The sequence below is a fragment of the Micromonospora sp. RTBAU3-60 genome, from assembly GCF_054963695.1.
In genome coordinates, this window is sequence record NZ_JBUEGB010000032.1 from 40,835 (window position 1) to 65,514 (window position 24,680).

General features: G+C 70.5%; 16 protein-coding genes. 6 read left to right on the forward strand and 10 right to left on the reverse strand.

What is annotated here, in order from left to right; translation table 11 throughout:
• Nucleotides 1–111: 111 nt before the first annotated feature.
• A complete protein-coding gene (locus ACY34I_RS25985) occupies nt 112–990 on the reverse strand; it encodes a LysR family transcriptional regulator (protein WP_462757637.1) in 879 nt (292 codons plus the stop codon).
• A gap of 110 nt (nt 991–1,100) precedes the next feature.
• Between ACY34I_RS25985 and ACY34I_RS25990 the strand changes: the two genes are divergently transcribed.
• Genes ACY34I_RS25990 through ACY34I_RS26005 form a run of 4 tightly spaced genes read left to right on the forward strand, consistent with a single transcriptional unit; the run spans nt 1,101 to nt 5,322 of the window.
• The gene (locus tag ACY34I_RS25990; protein ID WP_462757638.1) at nt 1,101–2,669 is read left to right on the forward strand and encodes an amidohydrolase; all 1,569 of its coding nucleotides are present in this window, start codon (nt 1,101–1,103) and stop codon (nt 2,667–2,669) included.
• 12 nt (nt 2,670–2,681) lie between these two features.
• Nucleotides 2,682–3,629 carry an ABC transporter substrate-binding protein gene (locus tag ACY34I_RS25995; RefSeq protein WP_462757639.1) on the forward strand — a complete coding sequence of 316 codons (948 nt, stop codon included), beginning with the start codon at nt 2,682–2,684 and terminating at the stop codon, nt 3,627–3,629.
• Between the two features lie 2 nt (nt 3,630–3,631).
• The gene (locus ACY34I_RS26000) at nt 3,632–4,540 is read left to right on the forward strand and encodes an amino acid ABC transporter permease (RefSeq protein ID WP_462757640.1); all 909 of its coding nucleotides are present in this window, start codon (nt 3,632–3,634) and stop codon (nt 4,538–4,540) included.
• A gap of 29 nt (nt 4,541–4,569) precedes the next feature.
• Nucleotides 4,570–5,322, forward strand: a complete 753-nt coding sequence (locus ACY34I_RS26005) for an amino acid ABC transporter ATP-binding protein (protein WP_462757652.1) — start codon at nt 4,570–4,572, stop codon at nt 5,320–5,322.
• Nucleotides 5,323–5,356: 34 nt separating this feature from the next.
• Here ACY34I_RS26005 and ACY34I_RS26010 read toward each other — a convergent pair whose 3' ends face one another.
• From ACY34I_RS26010 to ACY34I_RS26020, 3 genes are all read right to left on the reverse strand, one after another.
• Nucleotides 5,357–5,683, reverse strand: coding sequence for a hypothetical protein (locus tag ACY34I_RS26010; protein ID WP_462757641.1), 327 nt, complete (start codon nt 5,681–5,683; stop codon nt 5,357–5,359).
• Between the two features lie 350 nt (nt 5,684–6,033).
• On the reverse strand, nt 6,034–8,229 hold the full coding sequence (locus tag ACY34I_RS26015) for a BTAD domain-containing putative transcriptional regulator (protein ID WP_462757642.1): 2,196 nt from the start codon (nt 8,227–8,229) through the stop codon (nt 6,034–6,036).
• Between the two features lie 440 nt (nt 8,230–8,669).
• Nucleotides 8,670–9,254: a TetR/AcrR family transcriptional regulator gene (locus ACY34I_RS26020; RefSeq protein ID WP_462757643.1), complete on the reverse strand. Its 585-nt coding sequence runs from the start codon at nt 9,252–9,254 to the stop codon at nt 8,670–8,672.
• A gap of 91 nt (nt 9,255–9,345) precedes the next feature.
• Here ACY34I_RS26020 and ACY34I_RS26025 point away from each other — a divergent pair, with 91 nt between their 5' ends.
• Entirely contained in the window at nt 9,346–10,164 is an 819-nt protein-coding gene (locus ACY34I_RS26025; protein ID WP_462757644.1) for an NAD(P)H-binding protein, read from the forward strand.
• Between the two features lie 193 nt (nt 10,165–10,357).
• On the opposite strand, the gene ACY34I_RS26030 is transcribed toward ACY34I_RS26025, so the two are convergent.
• From ACY34I_RS26030 to ACY34I_RS26055, 6 genes are all read right to left on the reverse strand, one after another.
• Nucleotides 10,358–10,489 (reverse strand): hypothetical protein, encoded by a 132-nt coding sequence (locus ACY34I_RS26030; protein WP_462757645.1) that lies wholly within the window; start codon nt 10,487–10,489, stop codon nt 10,358–10,360.
• Nucleotides 10,490–10,579: 90 nt separating this feature from the next.
• Complete coding sequence (locus tag ACY34I_RS26035; RefSeq protein WP_462757646.1) at nt 10,580–14,299, reverse strand: S8 family peptidase; 3,720 nt, start codon at nt 14,297–14,299, stop codon at nt 10,580–10,582.
• Between the two features lie 231 nt (nt 14,300–14,530).
• Nucleotides 14,531–15,565: a TrmB family transcriptional regulator gene (locus ACY34I_RS26040; RefSeq protein ID WP_462757647.1), complete on the reverse strand. Its 1,035-nt coding sequence runs from the start codon at nt 15,563–15,565 to the stop codon at nt 14,531–14,533.
• Between the two features lie 226 nt (nt 15,566–15,791).
• Nucleotides 15,792–19,088, reverse strand: a complete 3,297-nt coding sequence (locus ACY34I_RS26045) for a S8 family peptidase (protein ID WP_462757648.1) — start codon at nt 19,086–19,088, stop codon at nt 15,792–15,794.
• A gap of 17 nt (nt 19,089–19,105) precedes the next feature.
• Nucleotides 19,106–19,351, reverse strand: coding sequence for a sulfurtransferase TusA family protein (locus tag ACY34I_RS26050; protein WP_462757649.1), 246 nt, complete (start codon nt 19,349–19,351; stop codon nt 19,106–19,108).
• Between the two features lie 123 nt (nt 19,352–19,474).
• The gene (locus ACY34I_RS26055) at nt 19,475–22,561 is read right to left on the reverse strand and encodes an ATP-binding protein (protein ID WP_462757650.1); all 3,087 of its coding nucleotides are present in this window, start codon (nt 22,559–22,561) and stop codon (nt 19,475–19,477) included.
• Between the two features lie 481 nt (nt 22,562–23,042).
• On the opposite strand from ACY34I_RS26055, the gene ACY34I_RS26060 reads away from it, so the two are divergent.
• Nucleotides 23,043–24,662: a zinc ribbon domain-containing protein gene (locus ACY34I_RS26060; RefSeq protein ID WP_462757651.1), complete on the forward strand. Its 1,620-nt coding sequence runs from the start codon at nt 23,043–23,045 to the stop codon at nt 24,660–24,662.
• Nucleotides 24,663–24,680: the final 18 nt, after the last annotated feature.

Sequence of the window (24,680 nt, forward strand, 5' to 3'; positions counted from 1 at the left end):
TGACCCGACGGGTCGCCGACCGCGCCGCGATCCGGCACATGCTGGCAGATCCGCTGTCCGCCGTCGAGTGCGACGGAAGGACGTCGAGGCGGAGGGCGCACCGGCCCGAGGTCAGACCGCCAGCGCATCCAGCAAGGTGAGCAGGCGGGTGGTTTCGCGGTCGGGCCGGACGAGGGTGAAGATGTTGCGACTGGTGTTCAGCCACGGCACGTCGGCGACCACGACGCCGGGGCCATGCCCGCGCAGCGCGAGGTCGGGGACGAGCGCCGCGCCGGCCCCCGCCTCGACCATCGCCATCGTGATCTTGAAGTCGTCGGAGTGTCCGGCCACCCGGGGGTGCAGGCTCCAGCGGGAGAACACTCCGTCGAAGAAGGAAGCGTCGCTGCTGCCCGGGTGATGCATGATCCACGGCAGGTCGACGAGCTGCTCGGCCCGGTAGGGCGCCAGTTCGTCGGCCCAGTCACGCGGGAGGACGAGCTTGTAGCGGTCCACGGCGATCCAGCGCCGGCCCAACGCGGACGGCCACGACAGGCCGGAGTTCCCCACCTGGTAGACGATCGCCGCGTCCATCTCGCCGCCGGCACCTAGCCGCGGGATGAGCTGGGAGGACTCGGCGACGGTGACCCTGATGCCGGCCCGTTCCCGGGGCTCCATCCGCCCCAGCACGCCGGTCAGCACGTCGGCAAAGCTGGGAAAGATGCCCAGGTGGAACTGTCGCTCGCTGTTGCGGTGAACGGCCTGGACGGTGGCGACCATGCGCGCCATGTCGGTGAGCACGGTCTCCGCGTGCCTGGCCAGCACCTCGGCGGCGCTGGTGGGCAGCACGCTGTGTGCCGAGCGGTCGAACAGCTTCACGCCCAGTTGCCGCTCCAACGCCGCGATCTGCTGCGAGACGGCCGACGACGTGTAGCCGAGCCGGTTGGCGGCGGCGGCGAAGGATCCCAGCTGGATCACCTCGCGGAGGGTGCGCAAGTGTTCCGGCTTGAGCATCAGATTTCCTTGCTCTCAGGGCTGCTAAATACCGTGTTTATAGCGCTTCCCTCTTCTTTCCTCCATTCCTACAGTGATGGACCACCGCCCCTCGAGACCGTGAGAGTCACATGAGCATCCGCGTGTACCGCAACGCCGCCATCCGCACGGGAGACAGCGGCAACCCGTTGGCCGAGGCCATGGCCGTGGCCGGCGATCGCCTGCTGGCCGTCGGCGGGGAGGCAGAGGTGCGCGAGGCCGCGGGCCGAGCGGCAGAGCTGATCGACCTGGAGGGCGCCGCGGTGCTCCCCGGGCTCTACGACGCCCACATCCACACCGCGCAGTACGCGCAGAGCCTGGGCGCCGTGGACCTGCGCGAGGTGCGCTCCCTGGACGAGGCCCTCGCCATGGTCGCCGCGCACGCGGCGCGGCTGCGGCCGGGCGCCTGGCTGTTCGGCGGCCGGTGGAACAGCAACACCTGGGATCCGCCGGCGCAGCCGGACCGGTACGCGCTGGACTCGGTCTGTCCCGAGCTGCCGGTCGCGTTGCCCAGCGTGGACGGCCACACGGTGTGGGCCAACTCCGCGGCCCTGCGGCTGGCCGGCATCGACGCGAGCACTCCCGACCCGGTGGGCGGGGAGATCGTCAGGGACGCGAGCGGAGAACCGACCGGCATCCTGCGCGAGGCGGCCTCGTACCCGCTGCGCGACCTCATGGTCTCCCCCGACCTGCGCGACCTGCTGCGCGCCGGACAGGAGGAGCTGCTCGCGCTCGGCCTGACCAGCGTGCACGACATCGACGGCGAGGACTGCCGGGCCGCCTACCTGGCTCTGCGCGACGCCGGCGAGCTGAAGCTGCGCGTCCACAAGGCGATCCCGATGGTCCACCTCGAGGCGGCCATCGCCGAGGGCCGCCGCACCGGGCAGGGCGACGACTGGTTCCGCACCGGGCCCGTGAAGATCTTCAGCGACGGCGCGCTCGGCTCCCACAGCTGCCACATGAGCAAGTCCTTTGCCGGTGAGCAGGGCAACGTGGGCATCGCGGTCACCCCGTACGAGGACCTGGTCAAGCTGTTCGCCAAGGCCGCGGAAGCTGGCATCGCGGTGGCCACCCACGCCATCGGCGACCAGGCCAACCACCTGGTCATCGACGCCTACGAGGCGGTCGGTCGTACGCCGGGGCTGCGGCACCGCATCGAGCACGCGCAGCATTTGCAGCCCGCCGACCTGGCCAGGATGGCCAGGCTGGGCATCGTCGCCTCGATGCAGCCGGTGCACTGCACCAGCGACATCGATCTGGTCGACTCCCTGCTGACCGGCCACGATCTGGCCTCCTACGCCTGGCGCGGGATGCTGGACGCCGGCGTCGCGCTGGCCTTCGGCTCCGACGCCCCGGTCGAGCACCCCAACCCGTTCGCCGCGCTGTACGCCGCGGTGACCCGTACCCGCCCCGACGGCGCCCCGGTCGGTGGCTGGCAGCCTGAGCAGCGGCTGAGCATGGCCGAGGCCGTCACCGCCCACACCCTGGGCGCGGCCCACGCCGCCGGCGAGGAGGACCGCAAGGGCGTCCTCGCGCCCGGCAAGCTCGCCGACTTCATCGCGGTGGACACCGACCCCTACCGGGAGTCGCCGGACGCGGTGCTGCGTACCAAGGTCATGACGACCGTCGTCGGCGGCGAAATCCGCTGGCAGCAATCCTGAAGGAGCACCCCGTTGAACACCCGAATCCTCACCATGCTCGCTGCCGGCGCGTTGGTCGCCGCCACCGCGGCCTGCGGTGCCCAGTCCCTCGACGGAGGCGACGCGGCCGCCGCGGGGTCCGCCGTCACCCTCGACAAGGCTCCCGCCGAGGAGAAGGCGGCCGACGTCATCAACGCCATCACCCCCGACAAGGACCTCGCGGCCAAGGTGCCGGCGAGCCTGAAGTCCGACGGCCTGAAGGTCGTCTCCTCCATCGGTTACCCGCCGATGGAGCTGTTCGCGAGCGACGGCAAGACACCGATCGGCTTCGACCCCGCGCTGGCCAGGGCGATCGCCAGGAAGCTCGGCGTCAAGGTGACCATCACCGACGAGGAGTTCAACTCGCAGATCCCCGGCGTGCTCACCGGCCGCTACGACTTCGTCATCTCCTCGATGACCGACAACCGCGAGCGGCAGGGCCAGGTCACCTTCGTCGACTACGTGCAGGCGGGCGCCGGGATGCTGGTCAAGAAGGGCAACTCGGCCGGCATCGCCGGACCAGGGGATCTGTGCGGCAAGACGGTGTCCGTCGTCGACAACGGCTCATCGATGGAACTGGCCGAGAGCTACGACGCCGACTGCAAGAAGGGCGGCAAGGCCGCGGTGAACATCCTGAAGTTCCCGGGCGACTCGGAGGCCATGCTCCAGGTCAGCAACGGTCGCGCGCAGGCCACCATCACCGACTACGTGGTGGCCGCCTACAAATCCGCCGACCCGAAGCTCGCGATGGAGGCGATCGCGCTCGAGGGCACCGAGAGCCCGTGGGGCATCGGGATGAAGCCGGACAACAAGGAGCTGATCGACTCCGTCAAGGGCGCGCTGGACTCACTCATCCAGAGCGGCGAGTACGGCAAGCTGCTGGCGGCGTGGAACCTGGACAAGCTGGCCGTCCAGTCCGCTGTGGTCAACGGCGGTAAGTGACCGTGCGGACCGAACCGATCGCCGACGCGTCGGGCACGCCGGTCCCCGTCGCACGTGCCTGGCACTGGGGCCGCTGGCTGGCCGCGGCCGTCGCGTTGGCGGTCGCCGGCCGGCTGGCGTATCTGGTCGTGGTCAACCCACGCCTCGACTGGGGCAAGGTCGCCGAGTACCTGTTCAACGACCGGATCCTGGACGGCGTCTGGGTCACCATCGAGATCTCGGTGCTGGCGACGGTCCTCGGCCTGGTGCTCGGCGTGCTGGTCGCGATCATGCGGCTGTCGCACAACCCGGTGCTGGGCGGGCTGGCCACCTTCTACATCTGGTTCTTCCGCGGCACGCCGGTGCTGGTACAGCTCATCTTCTGGTACAACCTCGCCTTCCTGTTCCCCGAACTGGTGCTCAAGATCCCGTACACCATGATCGGCCTCAAGTGGGACACCAACCAGGTGATGACCGGCTTCACCTCGGCCATGCTCGGGCTGGGGCTGAACCTGGCGGCCTACTTCGCCGAGACGGTGCGCGCCGGGATCCAGGCCGTCGACCACGGCCAGACCGAGGCGGCATACGCGCTGGGCATGACTCCGGCCAAGCGGATGCGGGTCATCGTGCTGCCGCAGGCGCTGCGAATCATCATCCCGCCGACCGGCAACGAGTTCATCTCCATGCTGAAAACCACCTCACTGGTCTACGTGGTCGCCGGGCACGACCTGATGACCAACGCCAGCCAGATCTACAAGGCAAACAACCTGATCATGGAGCTGCTGATCGTGGCGAGCCTGTGGTACATGCTCATGACCGCCGTGGCGACCTTCCTGCAGGGCAGGCTGGAACGCCGCTTCGGCTCCGAGGCCGTACGGCTGGTGCGCAGCGGCGGCGTCGCGGCGAGGATCCTGCCGAAGGTGGCCGCGTGAACCCCGTCGTGCGGGCCTCGGGCGTCCGGATGAGCTACGGCGACGTGCAGGTGCTCAACGGTGTGGACTTCACCGTGGCCTCCGGCGAGGTGAGCTGCATCATCGGCCCCTCGGGCTCCGGCAAGTCCACGTTCCTGCGCTGTGTCAACGGCCTCGAACCGGTGCTCGGGGGCAGCCTGCGGGTGCTCGACGAGGAGGTCGGCCACACCCTGCGCGACGGCAGGTACCACCCCTGGACGCCCAAGGAGTTCGCCGCGTTCCGCCGGAACATCGGCATGGTGTTCCAGCGCTTCAACCTGTTCGCCCACCAGAGCGCGCTGGAGAACGTCGCCTGCGGCCCCGTCCACGTGCTGGGCACCCCGCCGGACCGGGCGCGGACGAGGGCGATGGAGCACCTGGATCGCGTGGGCCTGGCCGACCACGCGCACAAGCGTCCCCACCAGCTCTCCGGCGGCCAGCAGCAGCGGGTGGCCATCGCCAGGGCGCTGGCGATGAACCCGGCACTGATGCTGTTCGACGAGCCGACCTCCGCGCTGGACCCGGAGTTGGTCGACGAGGTGCTGGAGGTCATGAAGGGCCTCGCCGCCGAGGGGATGACGATGGTCGTGGTCACTCACGAGATCGCCTTCGCCAGGGAGGTCGGCGACTGGCTGACCTTCTTCGCCGACGGCGTGGTCGTCGAGCGGGGCCGGCCCGGCGAACTCCTGGCCGCCCCGGCTCACGAACGGACCAGGGCGTTCCTCTCCAGCGTGCTCAGCCAGCAGCAACGCCAGGAACTCTAGACTCGACGCCAGCGGCCGACACCCGCCCGCCCGGTCACGACATGCCCACCTGTTCCAGCGACTTGCCGAGCCCCGGGCAGTGCTTCGTGGTGTACTCCGACACCGGCGGCAGCGCTGTTCTGACCTTCGCCATGGTCGGGTTGAGGCGTGCGTAGGCCGCAGGGTCCTCGGCCATGCTCTTGCCCGTGGTGTCGATGACCGCGTCGTAGAACTCGCTGAGCGACGCGACCTGGGTCCTGATCTCGGCCGGCGCCGCTGCCCTCAGATCCTTCACCCGCGCGTGTGCCCGGTCCACATCGGCCTGCCGGTCGGCCGCGCCCGGCGCGAACAGCGGATCGATGGAGGTGGTGAACGCCTTCACCGCCTGGCACCAGCGGCCGCCGCCACCCGGCTTGTCCTGGCCTGTCGCGTCTCCGCCATCGGCCTGGGCTGTCGTCTTCCCGCCGTCGGCCTGAGCGGTCGCACCAGCGGCGTCAGCCGGGCCGGCACCGCCTCCCGCCGGTGCCGCGTCGTCGGGCCCGCAGCCCGCCAACAGAAGCCCGACCGCTAGCGCGGCGACACTTCCCCGAATTCGTGTCATCGATCCCCCTCTGACGAGAGCGAGCTGACCGCCTCGCATACGTCCAACCTGCTGGACGGCCCGCGGCACCCGCCGGCCTGTCCCTCTTGATCAGTCTGATCGGCCGGCTTCGGGAGTCGTTCAGGAATTGTTCAGGCGGACGGGCGCACCCGCTCGGGAAGGGGAAATCCGGCCGGCTCGACGTCCATCTCACGCATCCGCGCGACGTACTCCTGGTAGCGGCGGCTCGCCTCGCCGTGCCGCCCAGCGGCCGACAACGCGCCGACCAGCCCCAGGTGGGCCGACTCGTCGTAGCCGTCCTCGACGGTGAGCCGCAGGTACCAGCCGGTCGCCGCCTCGGTGCGGCCCAGTTGCCGGCACCGCCTCGCCAGCCGGTGGATCACTTCGCGATGCAGGTCGGCCAGCACCGCACGGGGTCGGTGCACCCAGTCTCCGACGACCTCGCCGTCGTCGCAGAGATCGCCGGTGTACCTGGCCACCACCGCCTCGAGACGGCTCAGCAGTCGGGCATCGCCGTCGGCGTCCGCGGCCTCAGCCGGATCTGGGCTGCCGCTCGGCCGGGCCTTCGTCGTGCTGGCGCCGTCCGCCGCGATGGCCGCGCGGGCCGCTTCATAGAAGCGCAGCGCGTCCACCGCGACGTGCGCCGGGTTGATCCGTACGGTGGCAGGGTCGGTGGCGAGGTAGCGGTCAGCCGAATGTTGCCGGTCCGGATCGAGGACGCCCCGGACGGTCGAGATCAGCACGGACAGGCGGCGCAACGCGACGTCCGCCCGGGCCTCCGGCCACAGCGCGGTGGCCAGGGCCTCGCGGGCGACCGGCCTCCCGAGCTGCCCGACCACCATCTTGAGCAGGTCCCGCGCCTTGCGGGACTGCCAGCTACCCACCGGCACGGGCACCCCGGCCAGCCGTACGGTGAACTGGCCCAGGGTTTGCACCTCGACCTCGGGGACGGGCGCCGGGCCGATCGACGCCAACGGGCCCGCGACCTGCCAGGCGCCTTCCTGCACGCCGATCTGCTTCAGCCGTTCGTATGCCGTCTCCTCCGCCAGCTGGTCGCCGGCGAGGCGTGCCTGCAGCAGGGCGTTGGTGGCCAGGGCGAACTCGTTGCCGAGTTCGGCCCAGATGGTCGCTGCTTCGACCAAGCTGGCGAGAAGACGGCGGACCCCCCGGGCGGACGCCACCTCGGGGGTGGCCCGGTGGGCGGCGAGCGCGGCGAGCTCCATGGCCTCGGCCAGGCCGGCGGCGTCACGACGGCGACCGGCCTCGGCACGGACCTGTTCCCCGTGACGGAGTGCGGTCTGCGGATCACCGGAGCAGAGAGCGACCCAGCCCGCGGCCAGTTCGGCGACGGTGGGCCCGGCGGCGCTGGGCATGGACAGGGCGCGCTCGGCGTACTGCTCGGCCGCCACCGGATTGTCCGCGTAGCTGATCCGCGCGAGCCCCGCACAGGCCTCGACCAACACCTGTGCGTTGCCGTCCGGCTCGCCCATCGCCAGCGCCGCCTGGTAGGCGACCATCGCCTGGCGGGCAGCGCCGCGGACCCGGTGCACCCGGGCGGTCAGCGTCAACCCGAAGGCCGCCAGCGGCAACCCGGCCCGCTGCCACAGGGCCAGGGCCTCGTCCGCGTCGCTTCGCGCTCGGCGCAACTCGCCCAGCCCCAACCAGGCCTCCGCCCGGTTGTGCAACGCCAACGCGAGCAGCGTCTGGTGCCCGAGCAACTCGCCGAGCCGGACCGCCTCCCGGAGTTCCGCGACGGCCGACCGATAGCGTCCCTCCTCCACCAGCCGTGAGCCGACGTTGCACCGGATCCGGAGTTGCTGGCCGAAGTCACCGGCCCGCTCGGCCGCCGCGAGCGCCCGGGCGTACGCGTACTCGTTGTCGGCCCGGTCGCCTTCGCTGAACGCGACCAGCGCCTGCGCCACGTACGCCGCCGCCACCGCGGAGTCGTCCCCGCTCTGCTCCGCGACGCGGACGGCCTCCTCGGCGAGTTGCCGGGTCTGCGCCTGGTCGCCCCTCGCCCAGCGGGTCGCGGCCAAGCCGGCGAGCACCTGGGCGCGGTCCGTCAGCGCGGACGGCCGATGGTGGTCCGCGGCGTCCAGTGCCGCGCGTTGGAAGCAGGCTTCGGCCGCGTCGAACCGACCTCGTTGGTGCAGCAGTACGCCGAGGCGCCAGGCCAACGCCGCCGGCAACGGCACGTCCGCCGGCACGGCCGCGAGATGGCGCAGGGCCTCGTCGTAACGCCCGTCGTGTACGGCCGCCTCGACCAGACCGAGAACCCCAAGCTCAGGACGCCCGGTGTCGCTGGTCTTGGCGCCAACGCCTGTCATCGGGGCCACCTGCCACTGGTCCTCGTCATCCGATCCCCGGGCGAGGGCACCCTCAACTCCCGAACGTGCTCCTCACCGTCAAGCGTCCTCGCTGCCTGGTGACACGTCACGACAAGCACACCGAGGCCGGCGGGGCCGAACAGTCCGGCCAGGACCAGCCCGACGACAGTGCGAGAGCGCATCGTTTCTCCTTGGACCCGGGAGATATGGCGGTTTTCCGCAGCCTAGGCCGCTCCGCCCTATTCGCGGATCGGTGCTACCTCGAATCTGGAGTGTCGCCCCACCGCCCGCCAGCGTGCGGGAGGTGTGCTACAACCGCTACCCGCCGTACGGACACCGGACAACAACGATCTTGATGGGGCGTCAACAACGGCGGCGCGCGCCGAACCGGACGACGTCGTACAGCGCCGGATCAGTGCCACGAGCAGCGTTCACCGTCGTCACAGGGTTCTTCCGCGCATGCCCGCTATCGCAAAGTCCACAAGCCGGTCAGCCTGTTGCGCCGAGCCATTCTCCCGCAACCAGGCGACGGCATTCATCAGCGCGAAGACGTCCTGCCCGCGCACCTCGGGCCTGATCCCGCCCGCCGCCCGCGCCTGCCCGACCAGCCGCTCCCCGATCTCCACCATGCGTACGCAGCTGGCGTGCAACTCTGACGCCTCGTCGTCCGCGCCGCCGACGAGCTCGGCGGCCAGCCCCTGGTAGGCCGCGGCGTGCTCGACGACGGCGCGGATCCAGCGTTCCAGGGCGCCGTCGGCGTCGCGGGCAGCCTGGGCGATGAGCTCCTCGCCCAGCGCGAACAACGCCTCGTTGCGTTCCCGCAGTAGCGCCCCGAGCAGCGCCCGCCGGTTCGGGAAGTGCCCGTAGAGCGTGCCGATGGCGACTCCGGCGTCCCGGGCGACACCCTCCAGCGATGCGTGGACGCCCCGCACCCGGAACGCGGTCTCCGCCGCTACCAACAGCCGTTCGTAGTTGCGCAGCGAGTCGGCGCGGGGCCGCCGCTTGCGCTCGGGCGTGTTGGTCATGACATCCGCCTTGCTATGTCGAGGGTGCCTCGGGTTATATTTCGAGGGGCCCTCAGTTTACTCTCCTCCGATGGGAGCGTCCATGATCCTGGTGACCGGCGCGACCGGCTCGATCGGCCGCCACCTCGTGCGCCTTCTGCAGCAGCAGCAAGCGCCTTTCCGCGCAATGGTCCGTGACGCCGCCCCCGCCGAACTCGAATGCGACATCGTGGTGGCCGACTACGACGACCCTGACTCGGTCGCCGCCGCCCTGCACGGCGTCGACCGGCTCTTCCTCAATGGCGGCGGCGCGATCCCGGTCGACGGCCCGCAGCCGATGGTGCGCCAGCAGATCGCCGCGATCGACGCTGCCGTCGAGGCCGGAGTGCAATCGATCGTGAAGGTCTCCGTCTGGGGCGCCAAACCCGGGGGCAAGCTCGCCGAAGGCGCGCACTGGGAGATCGAGCAGCACCTCACATCAGCCCCGATCGGCTGGTCCCTGCTGCAACCCAGCGGCTTCATGCAGAACTTCCGCACCGGCGCCGGAGCGTTCACCGACAACGGCGAACTGATCGGCCTGGCCGGCGACTGGCGAGTCTCCTACATCGACTGCCACGACATCGCCGCATGCGCCGCCGCACTACTAACCGGACCGGCCCGGGCCAATGACACCTACATCCTCACCGGACCCGAGGCGCTCACCCACGCAGAGATCGCCGCGAAACTGTCCGCCGGGCTTCTCGAACTGACCCCCGCCGAGATGGCCACCCGGCTGACCAGCCTCGGGCTGCCCGGCCAGTTCGCCGCCGACGTCGTCGACCTGTGGAGCGAAGTCGCCCGAGGATCCCTCGCCGCCGTGACGTCGACGGTACGCGACATGACCGGCCAGCCACCGCGTACCTTCGACGAGTTCCTCCTCGCGCCGTCCTAGGGCGAACGCATCGCGACGCGATACCGCCTCGGCGTCGAGCAGTATGGTGATCATGCGGGCAACGTAGAGGCCGTTCCACGCCTCGCCTTTCCGCTTGGCCGCTGACCACGCGGGCGACCACCGGCGTCGTTGCCGCAGCGTCCGGTCGGAGCGTCGCTCGACCAGGCGGCGTTGGCCAAGGCGCTCCGGCCCGTTACCCGCCGCGCCCGAGCAGGTGCGGGCGGAGCTGCTCGCGGCGGCCGAGCCCGGTCTGGTCGCCAGCGCCGGCCCGCGATTCGAACGAAGACTGCCACATCGCGGGCCAGGAGTACATCGTCGCAGCCAAGCCTGGGAGCATGTTTCCCACGACCCACGGCACCAGCCGGAGCCGGCCGCCCGCGTTCGACGGGCGGCCGGCGGATCCGTACTTAGCAGATCATCTCAGGGCGTAGGCCCGGTTGATCGTCTGCACAGTGCTGTTCCCGTCGTTGTCCCAGACCTCGGCCTTGACGGTGACGTACCCGTTGGTGGCAGAGAGGGCAGGGTGCCGGAACCGGGCGGTGAAGGAGTCGCCGTCCTTGCGCTGGACGTCCACCGCCGTCCAGGTAACGCCGTCGTCGTAGCTGACCGACACCTTGGCACCGGCCATCCGCGTCGAGCCCACGAAGCCCCTCGAGCGGGAGGCATTCACGGTGAAGGCGTAGGAACCGTTGACCCGTACCTGGTTGAGCGTGTCGACCGGCAGGTCGTAGTCGAGCAGGACGACCGGCAGTGCCTCGCAGGCGGTTGCCTTGGGCACTGTGGTCTTGCAGTCCTCGACCTGCATCGCGGTCGGCTCGGTCGACTGGAAGGTGTACTCGGTCCGGGTCGTGGGACCCAGGACGACACCCGGGTAGTCCCTGGTCCGGGTGGTGGTGTCGACGACGGTGTAGGTGGCCTGCTCCTTCACCAACAGTTGGGTAGGGTCGGTGATCTGCTCGCCGTTGCGGAAGTACTCGTAGGAGCGGGCCCGGCCCTGCATCAGGTAGTGACCGGGCTCGGAGTCGCCGCCGAGCTGCGGCGCGAAGACCACGCCGAGGTCGGTACGGCAGAAGTTGCAGGCGTAGGTGGTGTAGTTGGACGGATGCATGGCAGGGCCGTACCAGTCCTCCACCACCGTCTCTCCGGGCCGGAAACCTCGGGCTGCTTGGGTCATGGCTGCGGGGTAGTCCGTACGGGCGTTGACGGTCTGCGCGTACGTCACACCGCTCTTGGCCAGCAGGTATTCGTCACGGTTCGTACCCTGCTGTAGGAACTGGCTGGAGCGGACGGAGGTCATCGGGTACGGCCCCCAGGCGTGGACAGTGTGGTAACCCATCCGCTGCTCGCGGTCGCTGTGGAAGGTGTTCTTCACCTTGGCGAACTCGCTCGCGCTGGCCGTGGTGCGCAGGTCGGCAGGGATGCCGTTGCCGAAGTCGTACTGGCCGGAGTAGGCGTACCGGGACTCCATGACGCCGGTCACCGCGATCGTCGTACGTCCCTTGGCGACCGTCGCCGCCAGCTTGCGGCCGTCGGCGTGGCTGGTCGCGAAGTACGGAACGTTGACCCCAGTGATCACGATGCCCTGCGGGGAGTCGTCGTTCGGTGCCAAGACGATGGCCGCCGCGCCGGCCGCCTCCGCCGCCCTGGCCATCGGGCTCGCCGACATGATCCGGTTGACGTGGATCAGCGCCGCCTTGCCCGCCAGGTTCAGCCCAGCCAGATCCTCGGCGGAGCCGCTGCCCGCGTCGACGACGTCGTATTGGCGCGTACCGTCGAAGCGCTTGAGATAGCTAGACGTCTTCGCGGTGAGGGGGAGGCTGTCCGGGCGGGTCATCCGGGCCTGAACGATCGGTTCCCGGCGGGACTGGTAGAAGCTGGCGAACAGTTCGCCGACCTCGGCCGGCCCGGACGGGATCGCGCCGTAGTGGGTGTCATCCCAGTTTGCCAGGCCGGCGATGCCGCGGTTGATGCGCAGCTTGCGTCCCTCGCTGAACCGGCTGAGCTGGTGGGAGAAGGCGGAGTCCTCCAACGCCCGGCTCTCCTGAGACACGATCTGGAAGTCGGTCGCCGTGGTCCCGTCGACGGTGACCGACTGGTCCTGCCCGGTCAGGTCGATCTCGCCGATGGCGAAGAGATCCCTGGCGTAATCACCCGTCGCGTTGCCGGAGCCCCGGGTGGCAACTGCACCGATCACGGTGTAGCGGTCGAGGGGCAGTCGAAGCTCCAGGTGACCGCCGCTCAGGGAACCGCGGGTGAAGTAGCCGTTGTCGAGGCCGAGCACGCTGTACTCGACGTTGCCCGGGACACCTCCCCTACGGTCGGTGATGTCCAGCGTCAACCCACGCCGCTGGGGCTCCTTTACGAAGCCGATCACCGTGCGCGCGGTGGAGCCGTCGGAGGCGGTGGCGGTGAGCGTGCCGCCGAACTGGCCCGCGGCGACACCGTTCGGGTCGAGCGTGACGGTGGCCTCGGCCGTGCCGCCGGCCGGGATGGTGATCGGACCGGACGTGGTGACCGCGCCCGCCGGCAGATCACCGCTGACCACGGCGTTCAGCGTGACCGTGGTGTCGCTGCCGGTCGAGTTGGTGAGGGTGACGGTACGCGTGACCTTCGCGTACGGCCCGTCCCGCCACCGGACCAGGCCGAAGTCGGCGGTCCCGGACAGCTCCAGCTTGGCGGCGAGCGCGGCAGGGATGTCCACCCGGCCGCTGCCCTGCTCGTAGACGGTGTACGCGGACGACGGCCGGGCGTGTGCGGTGAGCGTCGCCTTGATCCGCTGTCCGGACCAGTCGGGGTGCCGCTGGGCGAGGATGGCAGCGGCCCCCGAGACGTGCGGGGTCGCCATGGAGGTGCCGTTCAGGGACGTGTAGTAGGCGTTCACCGGGGTGCCGAGCGAGGTACCGGCGGCTCGGGCAGCGACAATTCCGACGCCGGGCGCGGTGATGTCCGGCTTGATGGCACTGTCGCCGATGCGTGGACCTCGGCTGGAGAAGGCCGCCAGCACGTCGGTCTTGTCGACCGCGCCGACGGTCAGCGCCGAGTCGGCGACGCCGGGACTGCCGATGGTGGTCGCACCCGGACCTGAGTTGCCTGCCGCGATGACGAACAGGGTTCCCGTCTCGGCCGAGAGCCGGTCCACGGCCTGGGTCATCACGTCGCCGCCGGCGGACGCCGGACCGCCCAGGCTCATGCTGATGACGTCGGAACCCTGCGCGGCGGCCCACTCCATGCCCGCGAGGATCCAGGAGACCTGGCCGCTGCCCCCGTTGTCGAGGACCTTGCCGATGAGCAGGTCGGCCGCCGGGGCAACACCCTTGTTCCGGCCGCCGGAGTTGGCGCCGCTACCGGCGATGGTGGCGGCGACGTGCGTGCCGTGCCCGTTGCCGTCGGTGACACTCTGACCGGGTACGAAGCTTTCGGTCGCGGTGAGACGGTCCTTGACGTCGGCGTTGGTGGTGTCGACTCCGGTGTCCAGTACGGCCACCTTCACGCCCTTGCCGTCGTATCCGGCCGACCACGCCTCGGGAGCGCCGATCTGCGGAACGCTCTCGGCGAGCGTGGCCTGGGCCTTGCCGTCGTACCAGAGACGGGTGACGCCGGCGCTGCCCGGCGTGGTGACGGCCCTGCCCGCGCGCGGGGCCTTGCTGACCGGCCTGACCGCCTTCCAGAAGGAGGCAGCCGACTTCTTCTCGACCCGCACACCGGCCATGTCCAGCCGGTCCAGCAGCACGCCGGATTCGGCGGCCGGCAGGCCCTTGACGCGTGCCTTGAGCTGGGCGGCGGTCGGCTTGCCGCCGTAGGCGACGATCACCGGCACCTCGGCGGAACTGCCGTCGACGTACCCGTCCTGCACCAGGCGAGTGACGTTGAACAGTTCCTGGTCCACCGCCTGTGAGGCGATGGCCTCCTTCGCGTCGTCGGGGATGACGAACAGGTCGCCATCGGGTTCCTCCATGGTCTGGAAGGCCTTCGCGCTGCCGGGGGCCGGGGTGACCGAAACCGAGCGGCGGCCGTCAGCGGTGGTGGTGACCGTCACCGTGTCGCCGGTGACCAGTGTGACTGTGGCGGTCGTGGCCGCCGGTGACGACTCGGGTTGTACCAGTCCGGGGTTGGTTGGCTTGGCTGGTGTGGCCATCGCTCCGGGGGTTACCGGCAGTGCGGTCGTTACGGCGATGACCGCGGCGGTTGCCAGCAGCCGTCTCCGGTTCATCCCTTGCCAAGGGTGTGGCACGGACTCCTCCTCCATCGGGTTGCGTCCGCCAACTCGTGACAGTTCATCGAGCAGCGGTGATGCGTACCGGAGACGCTAGATCGCGATCAGCCGATGTTTGAAGGGTCGGCGGTGGCTCACTGGTGACAACGTCAGCTAATCGCCATCGTCTGGCGTGGAGGTCGGCTGCGGCCCCTCGGGCGTCGTCGGCTCGATCCAGCCGTGCTGGGCGGCGTACCACGCCAACTGCATCCTGGTCACCGCGCCCGCACGGTCCATCAGGCCGCGTACGCGCCGCAGCACCGTTCGTTGTCCAACGCCGAACTGGCGGGCGATCACCGTGTCGGTGAGGCCACCGATCAACAGGGTGAGCAGTTGCTTGTCCGCTGCACTGAGTGGTGGCCGCTCTGGCTGCGCCACGCCACCGGCGCTGAGCGGCAGGGCATGCGCCCAGACCTGCTCGAACAGCTCGATCAATCCGTCCAGCAGGGGGCTCGGATGGATCAGGGCCGACCCGGCCGACTGCCCGGCCTCACCCGCCACCGTCGGCACGATCGCCAGCTCACGGTCGACGATCATCAGCTTCAGCGGCACCCGGTGGGCCATCCGGGCTTCCTCACCCGCCTCCACGTAGCGGGCGACCCGGAACATGGCCCCCTCCCGCTCGACCGCCCGACGGTCGTACACCGTCCGGTAACGGACACCCGCAGCCAGCCGCTCGAACTCGGTCTCGTTTCCGGCGGCTCCGCTCGCCGCCTCGGGCGACGCATAGGGCGGCACGTCGAAGATCATCACTTCGCACCGCGCCATGCGCTGGATCTGGTCGATACGCTGCCGCACCGCGGCGTCCGGGGTGGGTTCCACCAGCGTCCGCAGTTGATCCGGCCACGCGGTGCGGTACTCGTCCGCCAGCCGCCGCAGCGCGGCGTGGGCGGTGTGTAGTTCCTGCTTCCGGCGCGACACCAGCACCTCCCCTGCGATGTCGGGCGGAGATACGATCAGGTGAGTTCCCTCGGCGCGCGTGAGCAGCCCCTTGGCGGCCAGCCCGTCCACCGCCGCCGCGGCTTCTTCCGGAGAAACGTCGAGCAACTGTGGCACCGAGCCGTCCCAGCGGGCCTCGGACCGTATGAGCAGGAGGTACAACCGGACCTCTGTCTCGGTCAGGCCGAGCGCTCTGAACGTCGCCTCCATCCGAGTCCTTCCCTTTTCCTGCGGCTCATCCGGAGAGCCAGAACCCCTCGAATTTCCGGTTCGGTGCGCCGAAAGCATCGGCCGGCCTCATCGAACATGCGATGCCGCCGCTGGCCCCCGTGGCTGCGGCGATGGTCGACGCCGCGTTTCCCGGACGCGGCAGACACGGGCGCCGTGAAACGGGCGTGTTCCCTTCCGTCGGGACGGAAGGGAACACGAACCGCTGTCAGCGCGTGACCGGGATGGCCCGCGGCAGTGACTGGTCGATCGAGGTGCCGGTGGCGTCCTCGGCGGTGATGCGGAAGCCGAGGAAGCTACCCGCGACGAGCGACGAGCGGGGTGCGGTGAAGGCGTACCTGTCCCTGCCCGCGTTCCGCACGTCAACCTCGCTCCAGGTGGCGCCGCCGTCGGCGGTCACCCAGGCCTTCAGGTCACGGAGCTCGATCGAGCCGCCGGTGACGCTGATGTTGAGGTTCAACGGCCGGCCGGCGCGGGCCCGATTGCGCAGGTCCAGGTCGGCGGTGACAGCAGCGTTGAGCAGCCGTACCGGCGTGACTGTGCCCGACGAGCCATCGGCGCGGAAGGTCCACCTGGTCTGGCCCTCGCCGCCGAGCGGGAAGACGCCACCCGAGGTGAAGGAACGCTCCAGCACGTAGGAGGCCGGGCCGGCGTTTTCGAAGGTCTTGTCAATCCTGGAGCCCCGGTCCACGACGAGTACGCCGTCGCGGTAGAGCCGGGTGGTGGACGACCATTTCTGCGGGAGGCTGAAGTCGGCATAGTCGACTACCCGCCCCTCGGTGTCAACGGCGTCGTTCATGCTGAGTTGCAGTCGAGCCCCCGTCATGGTGGCCTGGGCGCGGGTCATCAGCGGCCCGGCAAACCAGGTGTCACTGCTGATGGTGCCGGGTCGGTAGGTGTACACCGCCGGAGGGTTGCGTAGCTCGACCCGGTCCTTGGCGCGGTAGGTGAGCTTCATCCACTGCGTGTCCCGCGCGGCGATGTACTCGGTACGGATCCTCGGCACGCTCAGATACGACGGCGAGGTGACGTTGAGCGCGACCAGGCCGGGACCGTAGACGGTGCTGCCCTCCTGGTAGCGATGCTCCTCGTTGTAGCCCTTGTATGTCGTGCGGACCTTGGCCAGGTCCTCGACATCCTTCCTGCGGAGCCGGTGCGCGGGGTCGGCGGGCACCTCATCGTCGGCGAACGTGAGGTCGAAGATAAGATCGCTGTCGCCCTTCAGGTGGTCGCTGTCCGCGTCCGCCAGCCGCCAGCGCTCCGAACGGCCGACCGTGCCGTCCATGGTGCCGTTGGTCGGGCTGATCCAGAGCGCGTCCCTGCTGAACGGGCCGTATGCCCCACCGAGCAGGACGCTGTGCCCGGTCCAGTACCTGCCGTCCTTCGTCATCCGACGCAGGTTGGCGGCGACCAGCTCGGGCCGGGTGTCGAAGTCATCCACCGTGACGGTCCAGCGGCCGGTCTCCCGCGCGTCGAGGACGATGGTGTCCGAGTCCACCGGGTTGTCCTTGGTCAGGATCGCGCCCGCGAAGTTGCCGTTGACCGTCATGCGGAGGGTGCCGACCACCACGTACGGGCCGTCGGGCACCCGGACCTCGGCGGTACCGGTCGGGGGGATGTTCGCGGTGATGGCGGCACCGCTGTCGGTGTTGAGCATTGTCACCTGGGCCGCGGCTGGGTTGCCGTCACGGTCGAGCGTCGAGATCCTCACGGTCCTGGCCCGGTCGAGCAGCAGCGGGACGCGCAGCGCCTCAGCGCCGTTGGCGGGGGTCGCGATCAGCGCGCCGCTGTAGGTTCCGGTGGGCGTACCGGTGCTGTTGACGGTGAGCGTGACCTCTCCGGAGCCGCCGGCGGGCAGCGTGACGGTGGCCGGGGTGACGGTCAGTAGCCCCGGGGGTGTGGTCGCGCCGGCGCGGGCGAGGGTGCCCGCGAGGTTGATGGTGGTCTCGGCGGCGCCGGTGTTGGTGATGGTCACCGTGCGGGTGGTGGTGCCCTCGTCGCTGGGGAAGGCCACCGACCCGGCGGAGGCGAAGAGAGGCTGCGACAGGGCGGCCTCGGCGTCGACGAGGCCGGCGCCCACCTCGTGGATCGACTGCGAAGCCGGCGGGGCCGCCGCGGTCCCCATGAGTACCGACTTCAGCCGGTCGGCCTTCCAGTCCGGGTGTTCCTCGGCGAGCAGCGCCGCGACGCCGGTGACGTGCGGGGCCGCCATCGACGTACCGCTCAGCGCCGTGTAGTTCGGATCGGCCTGGACGGTGCCGATGTTGGTCCCGGCGGCGCGGGCGGCCACGATGTTGACGCCAGGCGCGGCGATCTCCGGCTTGACGAGTCCGACGGCCCGAGCCGGTCCCCGGCTGGAGAAGGTGGCGGTGCCACCGGCGAAGTCGACCGCCGCGACCGACAGGGCGTGCGGGGCGACTGACGGGGCGGAGACGGTGCCGACGCCGGGACCGTTGTTGCCGGCGGAGACGACGAACAGCGCGCCGGATTCGGTGGTGAGCCGCTCCAGCGCGGTGGACACCGGGTCGCTGCCGTCGGTGGGGCCGCTGCCCAGCGACATGTTGACGACCCGGGCGCCCTGCGCGACGGCCCATTCCATGCCCGCGATGATCTGCGAGTTGTAGCCGTCGCCGTTGTCGTCGAGGACCTTGCCGACGATCAGGTCGGCGTCCGGGGCGACTCCGGAGCGGATGCCGACCGCGCCGGCACCGCTGCCCGCGACGGTCGCGGCGACGTGGGTACCGTGGCCCTGCCCGTCGGTCGAGTTGCCCTTGCCCGTGAAGTCCGCGGAGGTGCTGATCCGGCCGGTCAGGTCGGGGTGGTTCGGGTCGGCGCCGGTGTCCAGCACCGCGACCTTGACGCCCCTGCCGGTGCGGCCCGCCGCCCACGCCTCGGGTGCCTTGACCTGGGTCAGGTTGCGGTCGAGGGCGTCCACCTCGACCTTGCCGTCCAGCCAGATCCGGCTGAAGCTGTCCAGCGTCTCGCCGAGTTCGTCGGCGTCGTCCTTGTCCAGGGTGGCCGCGCTGGCCCCGATGGAGGGCAGGTCGTGTCCTTCGGTCAGCAGGTCGTCGGCTGCGGCCTTCGCCTTGGCCGCTGCCTTGGTGTTGCGTTCGACGATCAGCGGAAGGGTGTCCCGGTGCGCGTCGTCGTAGCCGTCACGCAGCAGTCCGGTGACGTTGAACAACTGCGGGTCGAGCCGGGTGCCGACCTGTCCGATCACGTCACTGGGGTAGAAGAATGTCTCGCCGTTCACGTCGGTCCGGGCGAGGAAGGTGCCGGGCGCGGAGCCGGGCGCTGGCTCCGCGCTGTAGGACCGGCTGCCGTCGGCGGCGGTGGTCACCGTGATCCGGTCGCCGGTGACCAGGGTGATCGTCGTGCTGTTCGCCGCGAATGGGGCGGCAGCGGCCGACTGGCTGGGCTCGGCGGACGCGGGAAGCGCCGGCCACCCGATGATCGCCAGGCCGGCCAGCCCCGCAATCCATCGTGAGCGGGTGGGATGTCTCATCAATCCTCCGGATTCCATTAGCTGTGCGAAAGCCCCACGGTCCGTATCCGGAGCACCGTGGGAACCCCGCTCTCGTCGACGGCGAGCAGCTCTCCGCCGCCCGCCGCGCACCACGCGCCCACTTCGCCGGGGACCGCGGGGTCCTCGGTGAGCAGCTCCACCAGACATCCGGGGGCAAAGCGGTGGCAGTGCCGTTCGAGGGCGTCCCGCACCCTCGGCCAGGGCTCGCCGCCGGCGTCGACGACGGCATGGACCGGATGCATGGGCTACCTCGGGTGGTGGTGGGGCGGTGTGGCGCGCCGAACCGTAGAAGGCGGCAGTTACAAGTCAGTTACCGCGACGACGACGGCGACCGTTCGGTTGGCCGTGGTGGCGTACCTCGTCCGTCAACCGCCCGCGCCGGAGGCGGCATCCGGCTCGGCGGCCAACTCTGCGGCAAGCACGCGGACCCGGTCCAGCACCTGGGGGTCGTCGGCGTCCCGAGCCGCCCGCTCGCAGTCGACCAGCGCCGCTCGTGCCTCGTCCGTCCGGCCGGTTCGCAGCAGGATCTCGGTGAGGTTGGCCAGGGCGGGCGGCAACGCCCAGGACCGGCCAAGTGACCGGGCCAGCCGTACCGCGGATGTCGCCAGGGCCTGCGCCCTCCGGTGTTCGCCGAGGAGCAGCTCGATCGCGGCGAGGTTGCTCTGGTCGATGGCGAGGACGGCCGGGTCACCCATCCGGCGCGCCGCCGCCACCGCCCTCCGCGCGCAGTCGCGGGCCACGTCCAGCCGACCGGTCTCCCGGGATAGTTCGCCCATAATGGACAGAGCACGTGCCAACAGCGAGATGTCGTCACAGCGCTCGGCCAGCCGCAAGGCCTGCTCACACACCTCCGACGCCGCCCCGAGTTCACCGGTGACCAGCAGGCATGCGGCGCGGACGCACTCGATCCGGGCGACCCGGAGCAGCATCGCCGCCTCGTCGAGCTGTCGGGCGGCACGCTCGGCACGGGTGAGCGCGGCCAACGCGTCGACGTACTGCCCGGAGCCGAAATGCATCGTCCCGACGGTCAGTTCGAGGTCGACTCGATCGGCGTACAGGCTGCCCCCGTCGCCCGGTCGGTCGGCCAGGAGATGCCGCACAGACTCCAGCTCCGCCAGCCCGTCCTGCGGCCGGAGCGCCCGGCCGAGCACCTCCGCCAAAGCGATCGCCGCGCGCACCATGCTCCGGCTGTCACCCGACTGCCGGTACGACGTCAGCGCTGCCCGCAGCACCTCCTCCGCTTCCTGATAACGGGCGCTGCGGCGCAGCACCGTACCCCAGTCGAGCCGGGCGGCGGCCGCCGCGGCCGGGTCGTCCGGCTCCAGGCGCGCGACCAGATCGGCGTAGTAGGCGCAGGCGCTGTCGTTGGCGAAGAGGCTGGCGGCACGTTCGGCAGCACGGCGCAGCCAGTGCGCGGCGCGCGGGTCGCCGGCCCGGCTGAGATGGAAGGCCGCGGCTTCCACCGCGTCAGGACGCTGGACCAGCACGGCCTCGGCGTACGCGCGATGCAGCTGCCGCCGGCTCGCAGCACCTACCCCTTCGGCACAGGCGAGCTCGACCAGCGGGTGACGGAACGCGTAGCCGGTCACCGGGCGTCCGAGTGCCGTGACCGTGCGTTCCACGATGAAGCCGGCCGTGACCCCCGTGTCGAGCGCGGCGGCGACGGCGGGGCCGCCGAGGGGCGGGTGGAGCCCGGCAACCGCGACGGCCTCCAGTTCGGCGACGGAGATCGCGCCACCGCCGCCGACGGCGAGGGCGCCGAGCACCGCGCGGGCCTCGCCGGGCAGTTGGGAAAGCCGCCCGCTGACCAGTCTGCGCACCCCGTCGGGCACGCCCCGCACCTCGCCGGCGGTGGCGAGTTCCAGCGCGAACAGCGGGTTGCCTCGGGACAACTCGTAAATGCGCCGAGCCCGCTGCGGCGGAATTCCGACCAGCCGGGCACAGTCGGCTCGGCTCAGCCTGAGCAGTTCGACCTCGACCGCCAACCCCTGCTCCGCGACCGTGTCCAGGATGAGGCGACGCGCGTCACCGGCCGGTAGTTCGTCGCCCCGGAGGGTCGCGACGAGCCGCCAGCGCCGTGACTGGGCGGTACGGATGAGATGGTGCAGCAAACGCAGGGATGCTGGATCGGCGGCGTGCAGGTCGTCGAGGACGAGCAGAAGCGGCCGAGCGGCGGCGAGATCGGTCAGCAGCGCGCTCACGGACCGGAAGAAGCGGGCCTGTTCCTCTTCGGGGCTACCTGCGCGGGTGGGCGCTTCGCCGAGGGTGGTCAGGACGGCAGCGAGACCGGGATGTTCGGCGGCGACCATCGCCCGCTCCACCGCCGGACATGCGGCGAGATAGCTGTCGAGCGCATCGACGAACACCCCGTACGGAGTCTTCCCCTCGGCTGTGTGGCAGGTACCCCACAGCACCTGGGTTCCCGCCATGGCGGCCTGCCTGGCCACCTCCGCGACAAGACGGGTCTTGCCGATGCCCGCCTCCCCCGCCACCAACGCCAGCGGCGCATCGCCCTGCCGCACACGGCCGCCGACGGCGTCGGTGGCATGTGCGATGAGCAGAGCGAGTGGACGCGCGCGACCGATCAACGGCTGATCGTGCGGGTGGCGGAGCACCGGCGGCAACGGCATCGCCGTCCGGTCCGTCCCGGTTCGTGGGGACGTCAGGGTGTCCAGCGCCTCCCGCAGCAGTGCCTGGAACTCGGCCGCGGGTGGAACGCCCAACTCCTCCGCGAGCACGTCGCGCGCCGCGTGGTACTGCCGCACGGCCTGCCTCGGCCGTCCGGCATCCAGCAACACCCGTGCCAACAGCAGGTGCAGCTCTTCTGCGGCCGGAACCCGTTCCAGCTCGGCGCGCAGCACCTCCACTGCCTGGTCTGTCTCGCCGGCCTGGGCCAACACGGTGGCGAGGGCCGGGACGATCCGGCTACGCAGGGCCACCAGCTGACGCCGGCGCTCCTCGGCCCAGGATGCGTACCGGTCCTCGGGCAGCAGCTCATGGCTCAACGCGGTCAGCCCTGAGACGAGCGCCGCCCGGTCACCGGTCGCGAGAGCATGCGCGGCAGCGGTCGTGGCCTCGTCGACATCGATCAGAATCAGGTCCCGGTCGAGGCAGATCAGCTCACCCTCGGTGTGCAGGTACGCCGACGGGCTGCGTGGTGCCAGTTCAGGTTCGAGGGCGTGCCGCGCCGCGTGCAGGGTCACCCGGAGATTCCGCAGCGTCGCCTCGTACGGCATGTCCGGCCACAGCGCTTCCATCACCTGGTCGCGGTGCAGTCGCCCACCGGGCGTGACGGCCAGCAGTTTGACCAGCGTGCGAGCACCGGTACGGCGCCACTGCTCGGCCACCGATCGGCCACCTTCTCGCTCGACGCGAAACCCGCCGAGCAGGTGGATGCGCAGCCGGTGGGGGCGCGCGGCTCCCGACTCCGCCGGCTGCGCTGCCCCTGACATGCGCGACACCCTATCCACGCTGCGGCAACCCCGGCCTGCTGGGGCGTGGTCACCCACCTCGTGACCTGGTACACGCTCCGCCGCAGCCGTTCCGGCCCGGTCCCCGCACCGCCATGCCGGGTGGGACACCGGCCGGATGAGCTCCGTGTGCCCCGGCCGGAACCCGATCCGGCCGGTGCATGAAGGACTCGTCCTACCGTGCGACGTACGCCCGGATGAGGGTCTGCTCGACCGGGTTCCCGTTGGCGTCCCACGCCTTGATGCGTACGGATACGAAACCGGTCTGCGGATCCAGACATTGCGCACGAGCGCGAGGGACTGCGACGACAGGCTGACCAACTTGATTAGGAATCGTCGGTGATCCTAGGTTAGCCGTGTGGACGGTGGCGTCTCGCTTTTGGGCTGGTTCGGGGGAGATTCCGGTGATGTGGGCCGGTCGTGATCGCGGGTTCTCCTGGATCGATGGCGGGGCGATGAGTCGGTGACCGGAAAGCTGCCGCTGGCCGACGGCGAGACTTCCCGTACCGCTTGCGCCCGTGCTTTGCTCCGGTCAGGGGTGGACGAGGAGAGCGGTCAGGTTCTGTCGCAGGCGGTGCTTGCGCAACGTGTTGGCTGGTGTGCCGACCTGGTGGCGGGGATGGTCTCCGGCCTGTTGGCGGAGCGGTGGAACTGCGCGGATGTGGAGGTGTTGGCCTCCGGACACGACGCGGGTGGCCGGAAACTTCCGTCGAACGCGTGGATGGCGCTGCGACGCTTGGGCTGGACCGCCACCGCGCCTGAGGGTGTGAGGGTCAATGACCGGGTCGTGCGGATGGCGCAGGAGCAGGCTGGGCGTGTTCTGCGTTCGGCGTCGTGGCGTGCGGGCCTGACCTCCGGTGTGTTGGCGACGTGGCCGGCCGATCCGCGTCGACGCACCGCGCAGGAGTGGGAGCAGGTACGCAAGGCGGTTCCGGGCGGGGAGCATCTACCGTCGAGCGTCATCAAGTCCCGCACCCGGCAGGCCGCCAGGTTCCTTGCCGCCAATGGGCGGCTGCCGGTGGACGTGTTCGAGCTCGAAGGCGTCCCAAGGGTCGCGCGGATGCTGCTGCTGGCCGCGTGTGACCGGCAGCAGGCCAGCATCGAACGCAGCGACACCAACCCGGGCAGGGTGTTGCTGCGGTTGCAGCTGCCCACCCGCCCAGATCCGCGAACGTACCGGGATTGGACGTGGGTGGCCTGTCCGATCAGCCTGCCGCCCACGGTCCCGGCCTCGGCGATACTGCACCTGCCCACCCTGCGCGTAACCGGACGGCAGGTGCACGCCGACCTGGCATACAGCCACCCGGTGCCGAAAGCCCAGCGCACCGGCCACACGGTGGCGATCGGCGTGGACTGGGGTCTCAACACCCTCCTCAGCGCGGGAGCCCTGCGGCTCCACGAGGACGGGCGGATCACCGCGTTGGGGGCCGGTGGCCAGTTCCGGGCCGCCGGCATCCTCGCCAAACAGCACCGCCTACGCCGTCACAGTGAGCGGCTGCACGCCAAAGCCGACCACTACCAACGCCTCACCGGCCGTGACGAGCAGCATCAACTCGCCGGCAAACATGCGGTCTTGCGCGACGAGATTGACCACGTGTCCGCCCGCCGCTCCAACCTGAACGCCGCGCTCGCGTGGGCTGCCGCCCGCTGGGCCGTGGACCAGGCGATCGCCGCCAGGGCGACCGTCGTCTACGTCGAAGACCTGCGATCGTTGGAAGCCCGGGGCATGGGCGCCACCCTCAACACCCGGCTGTCCCAGCAGGTCCGCGGGCAGATCATCGACCGGATGCGGCACCTCGCCGCCGAGGCGGGTATCGCCGTGGTCACCACGCCTGCGCGCAACACCTCGAAGCACTGCCCCCAGTGCCTGACACCGCTGCAGCATCGCAAGGCCCCCGACAAGCCCACCACCCCAGGCTGGAAGTGGGCCGTCTGCCCCCACCAGTCCTGCCGCTGGCAAGGCGACCGCGACCAGGGCGCCTGGCGGCGCATCGCCGCCCGCGGCCTGACCCACCAGGCCAAGACCGTCATCGACAAGGCCAGCGGGCACCTGGTCATCCGCGCCGTGGACCCTGCTGGTTAATTGATGTTTATGCAGCCT

Excerpts from the sequence above, each read along its gene's own strand:
- ACY34I_RS25985 (WP_462757637.1), bottom strand. The coding sequence starts at position 990 with ATGCTCAAGCCGGAACACTTGCGCACCCTCCGCGAGGTGATCCAGCTG.
- ACY34I_RS25990 (WP_462757638.1), top strand. The coding sequence starts at position 1,101 with ATGAGCATCCGCGTGTACCGCAACGCCGCCATCCGCACGGGAGACAGC.
- ACY34I_RS26005 (WP_462757652.1), top strand. The coding sequence starts at position 4,570 with ATGAGCTACGGCGACGTGCAGGTGCTCAACGGTGTGGACTTCACCGTG.
- ACY34I_RS26015 (WP_462757642.1), bottom strand. The coding sequence starts at position 8,229 with ATGACAGGCGTTGGCGCCAAGACCAGCGACACCGGGCGTCCTGAGCTT.
- ACY34I_RS26020 (WP_462757643.1), bottom strand. The coding sequence starts at position 9,254 with ATGACCAACACGCCCGAGCGCAAGCGGCGGCCCCGCGCCGACTCGCTG.
- ACY34I_RS26035 (WP_462757646.1), bottom strand. The coding sequence starts at position 14,299 with ATGGCCACACCAGCCAAGCCAACCAACCCCGGACTGGTACAACCCGAG.
- ACY34I_RS26040 (WP_462757647.1), bottom strand. The coding sequence starts at position 15,565 with ATGGAGGCGACGTTCAGAGCGCTCGGCCTGACCGAGACAGAGGTCCGG.
- ACY34I_RS26045 (WP_462757648.1), bottom strand. The coding sequence starts at position 19,088 with ATGAGACATCCCACCCGCTCACGATGGATTGCGGGGCTGGCCGGCCTG.
- ACY34I_RS26050 (WP_462757649.1), bottom strand. The coding sequence starts at position 19,351 with ATGCATCCGGTCCATGCCGTCGTCGACGCCGGCGGCGAGCCCTGGCCG.
- ACY34I_RS26055 (WP_462757650.1), bottom strand. The coding sequence starts at position 22,561 with ATGTCAGGGGCAGCGCAGCCGGCGGAGTCGGGAGCCGCGCGCCCCCAC.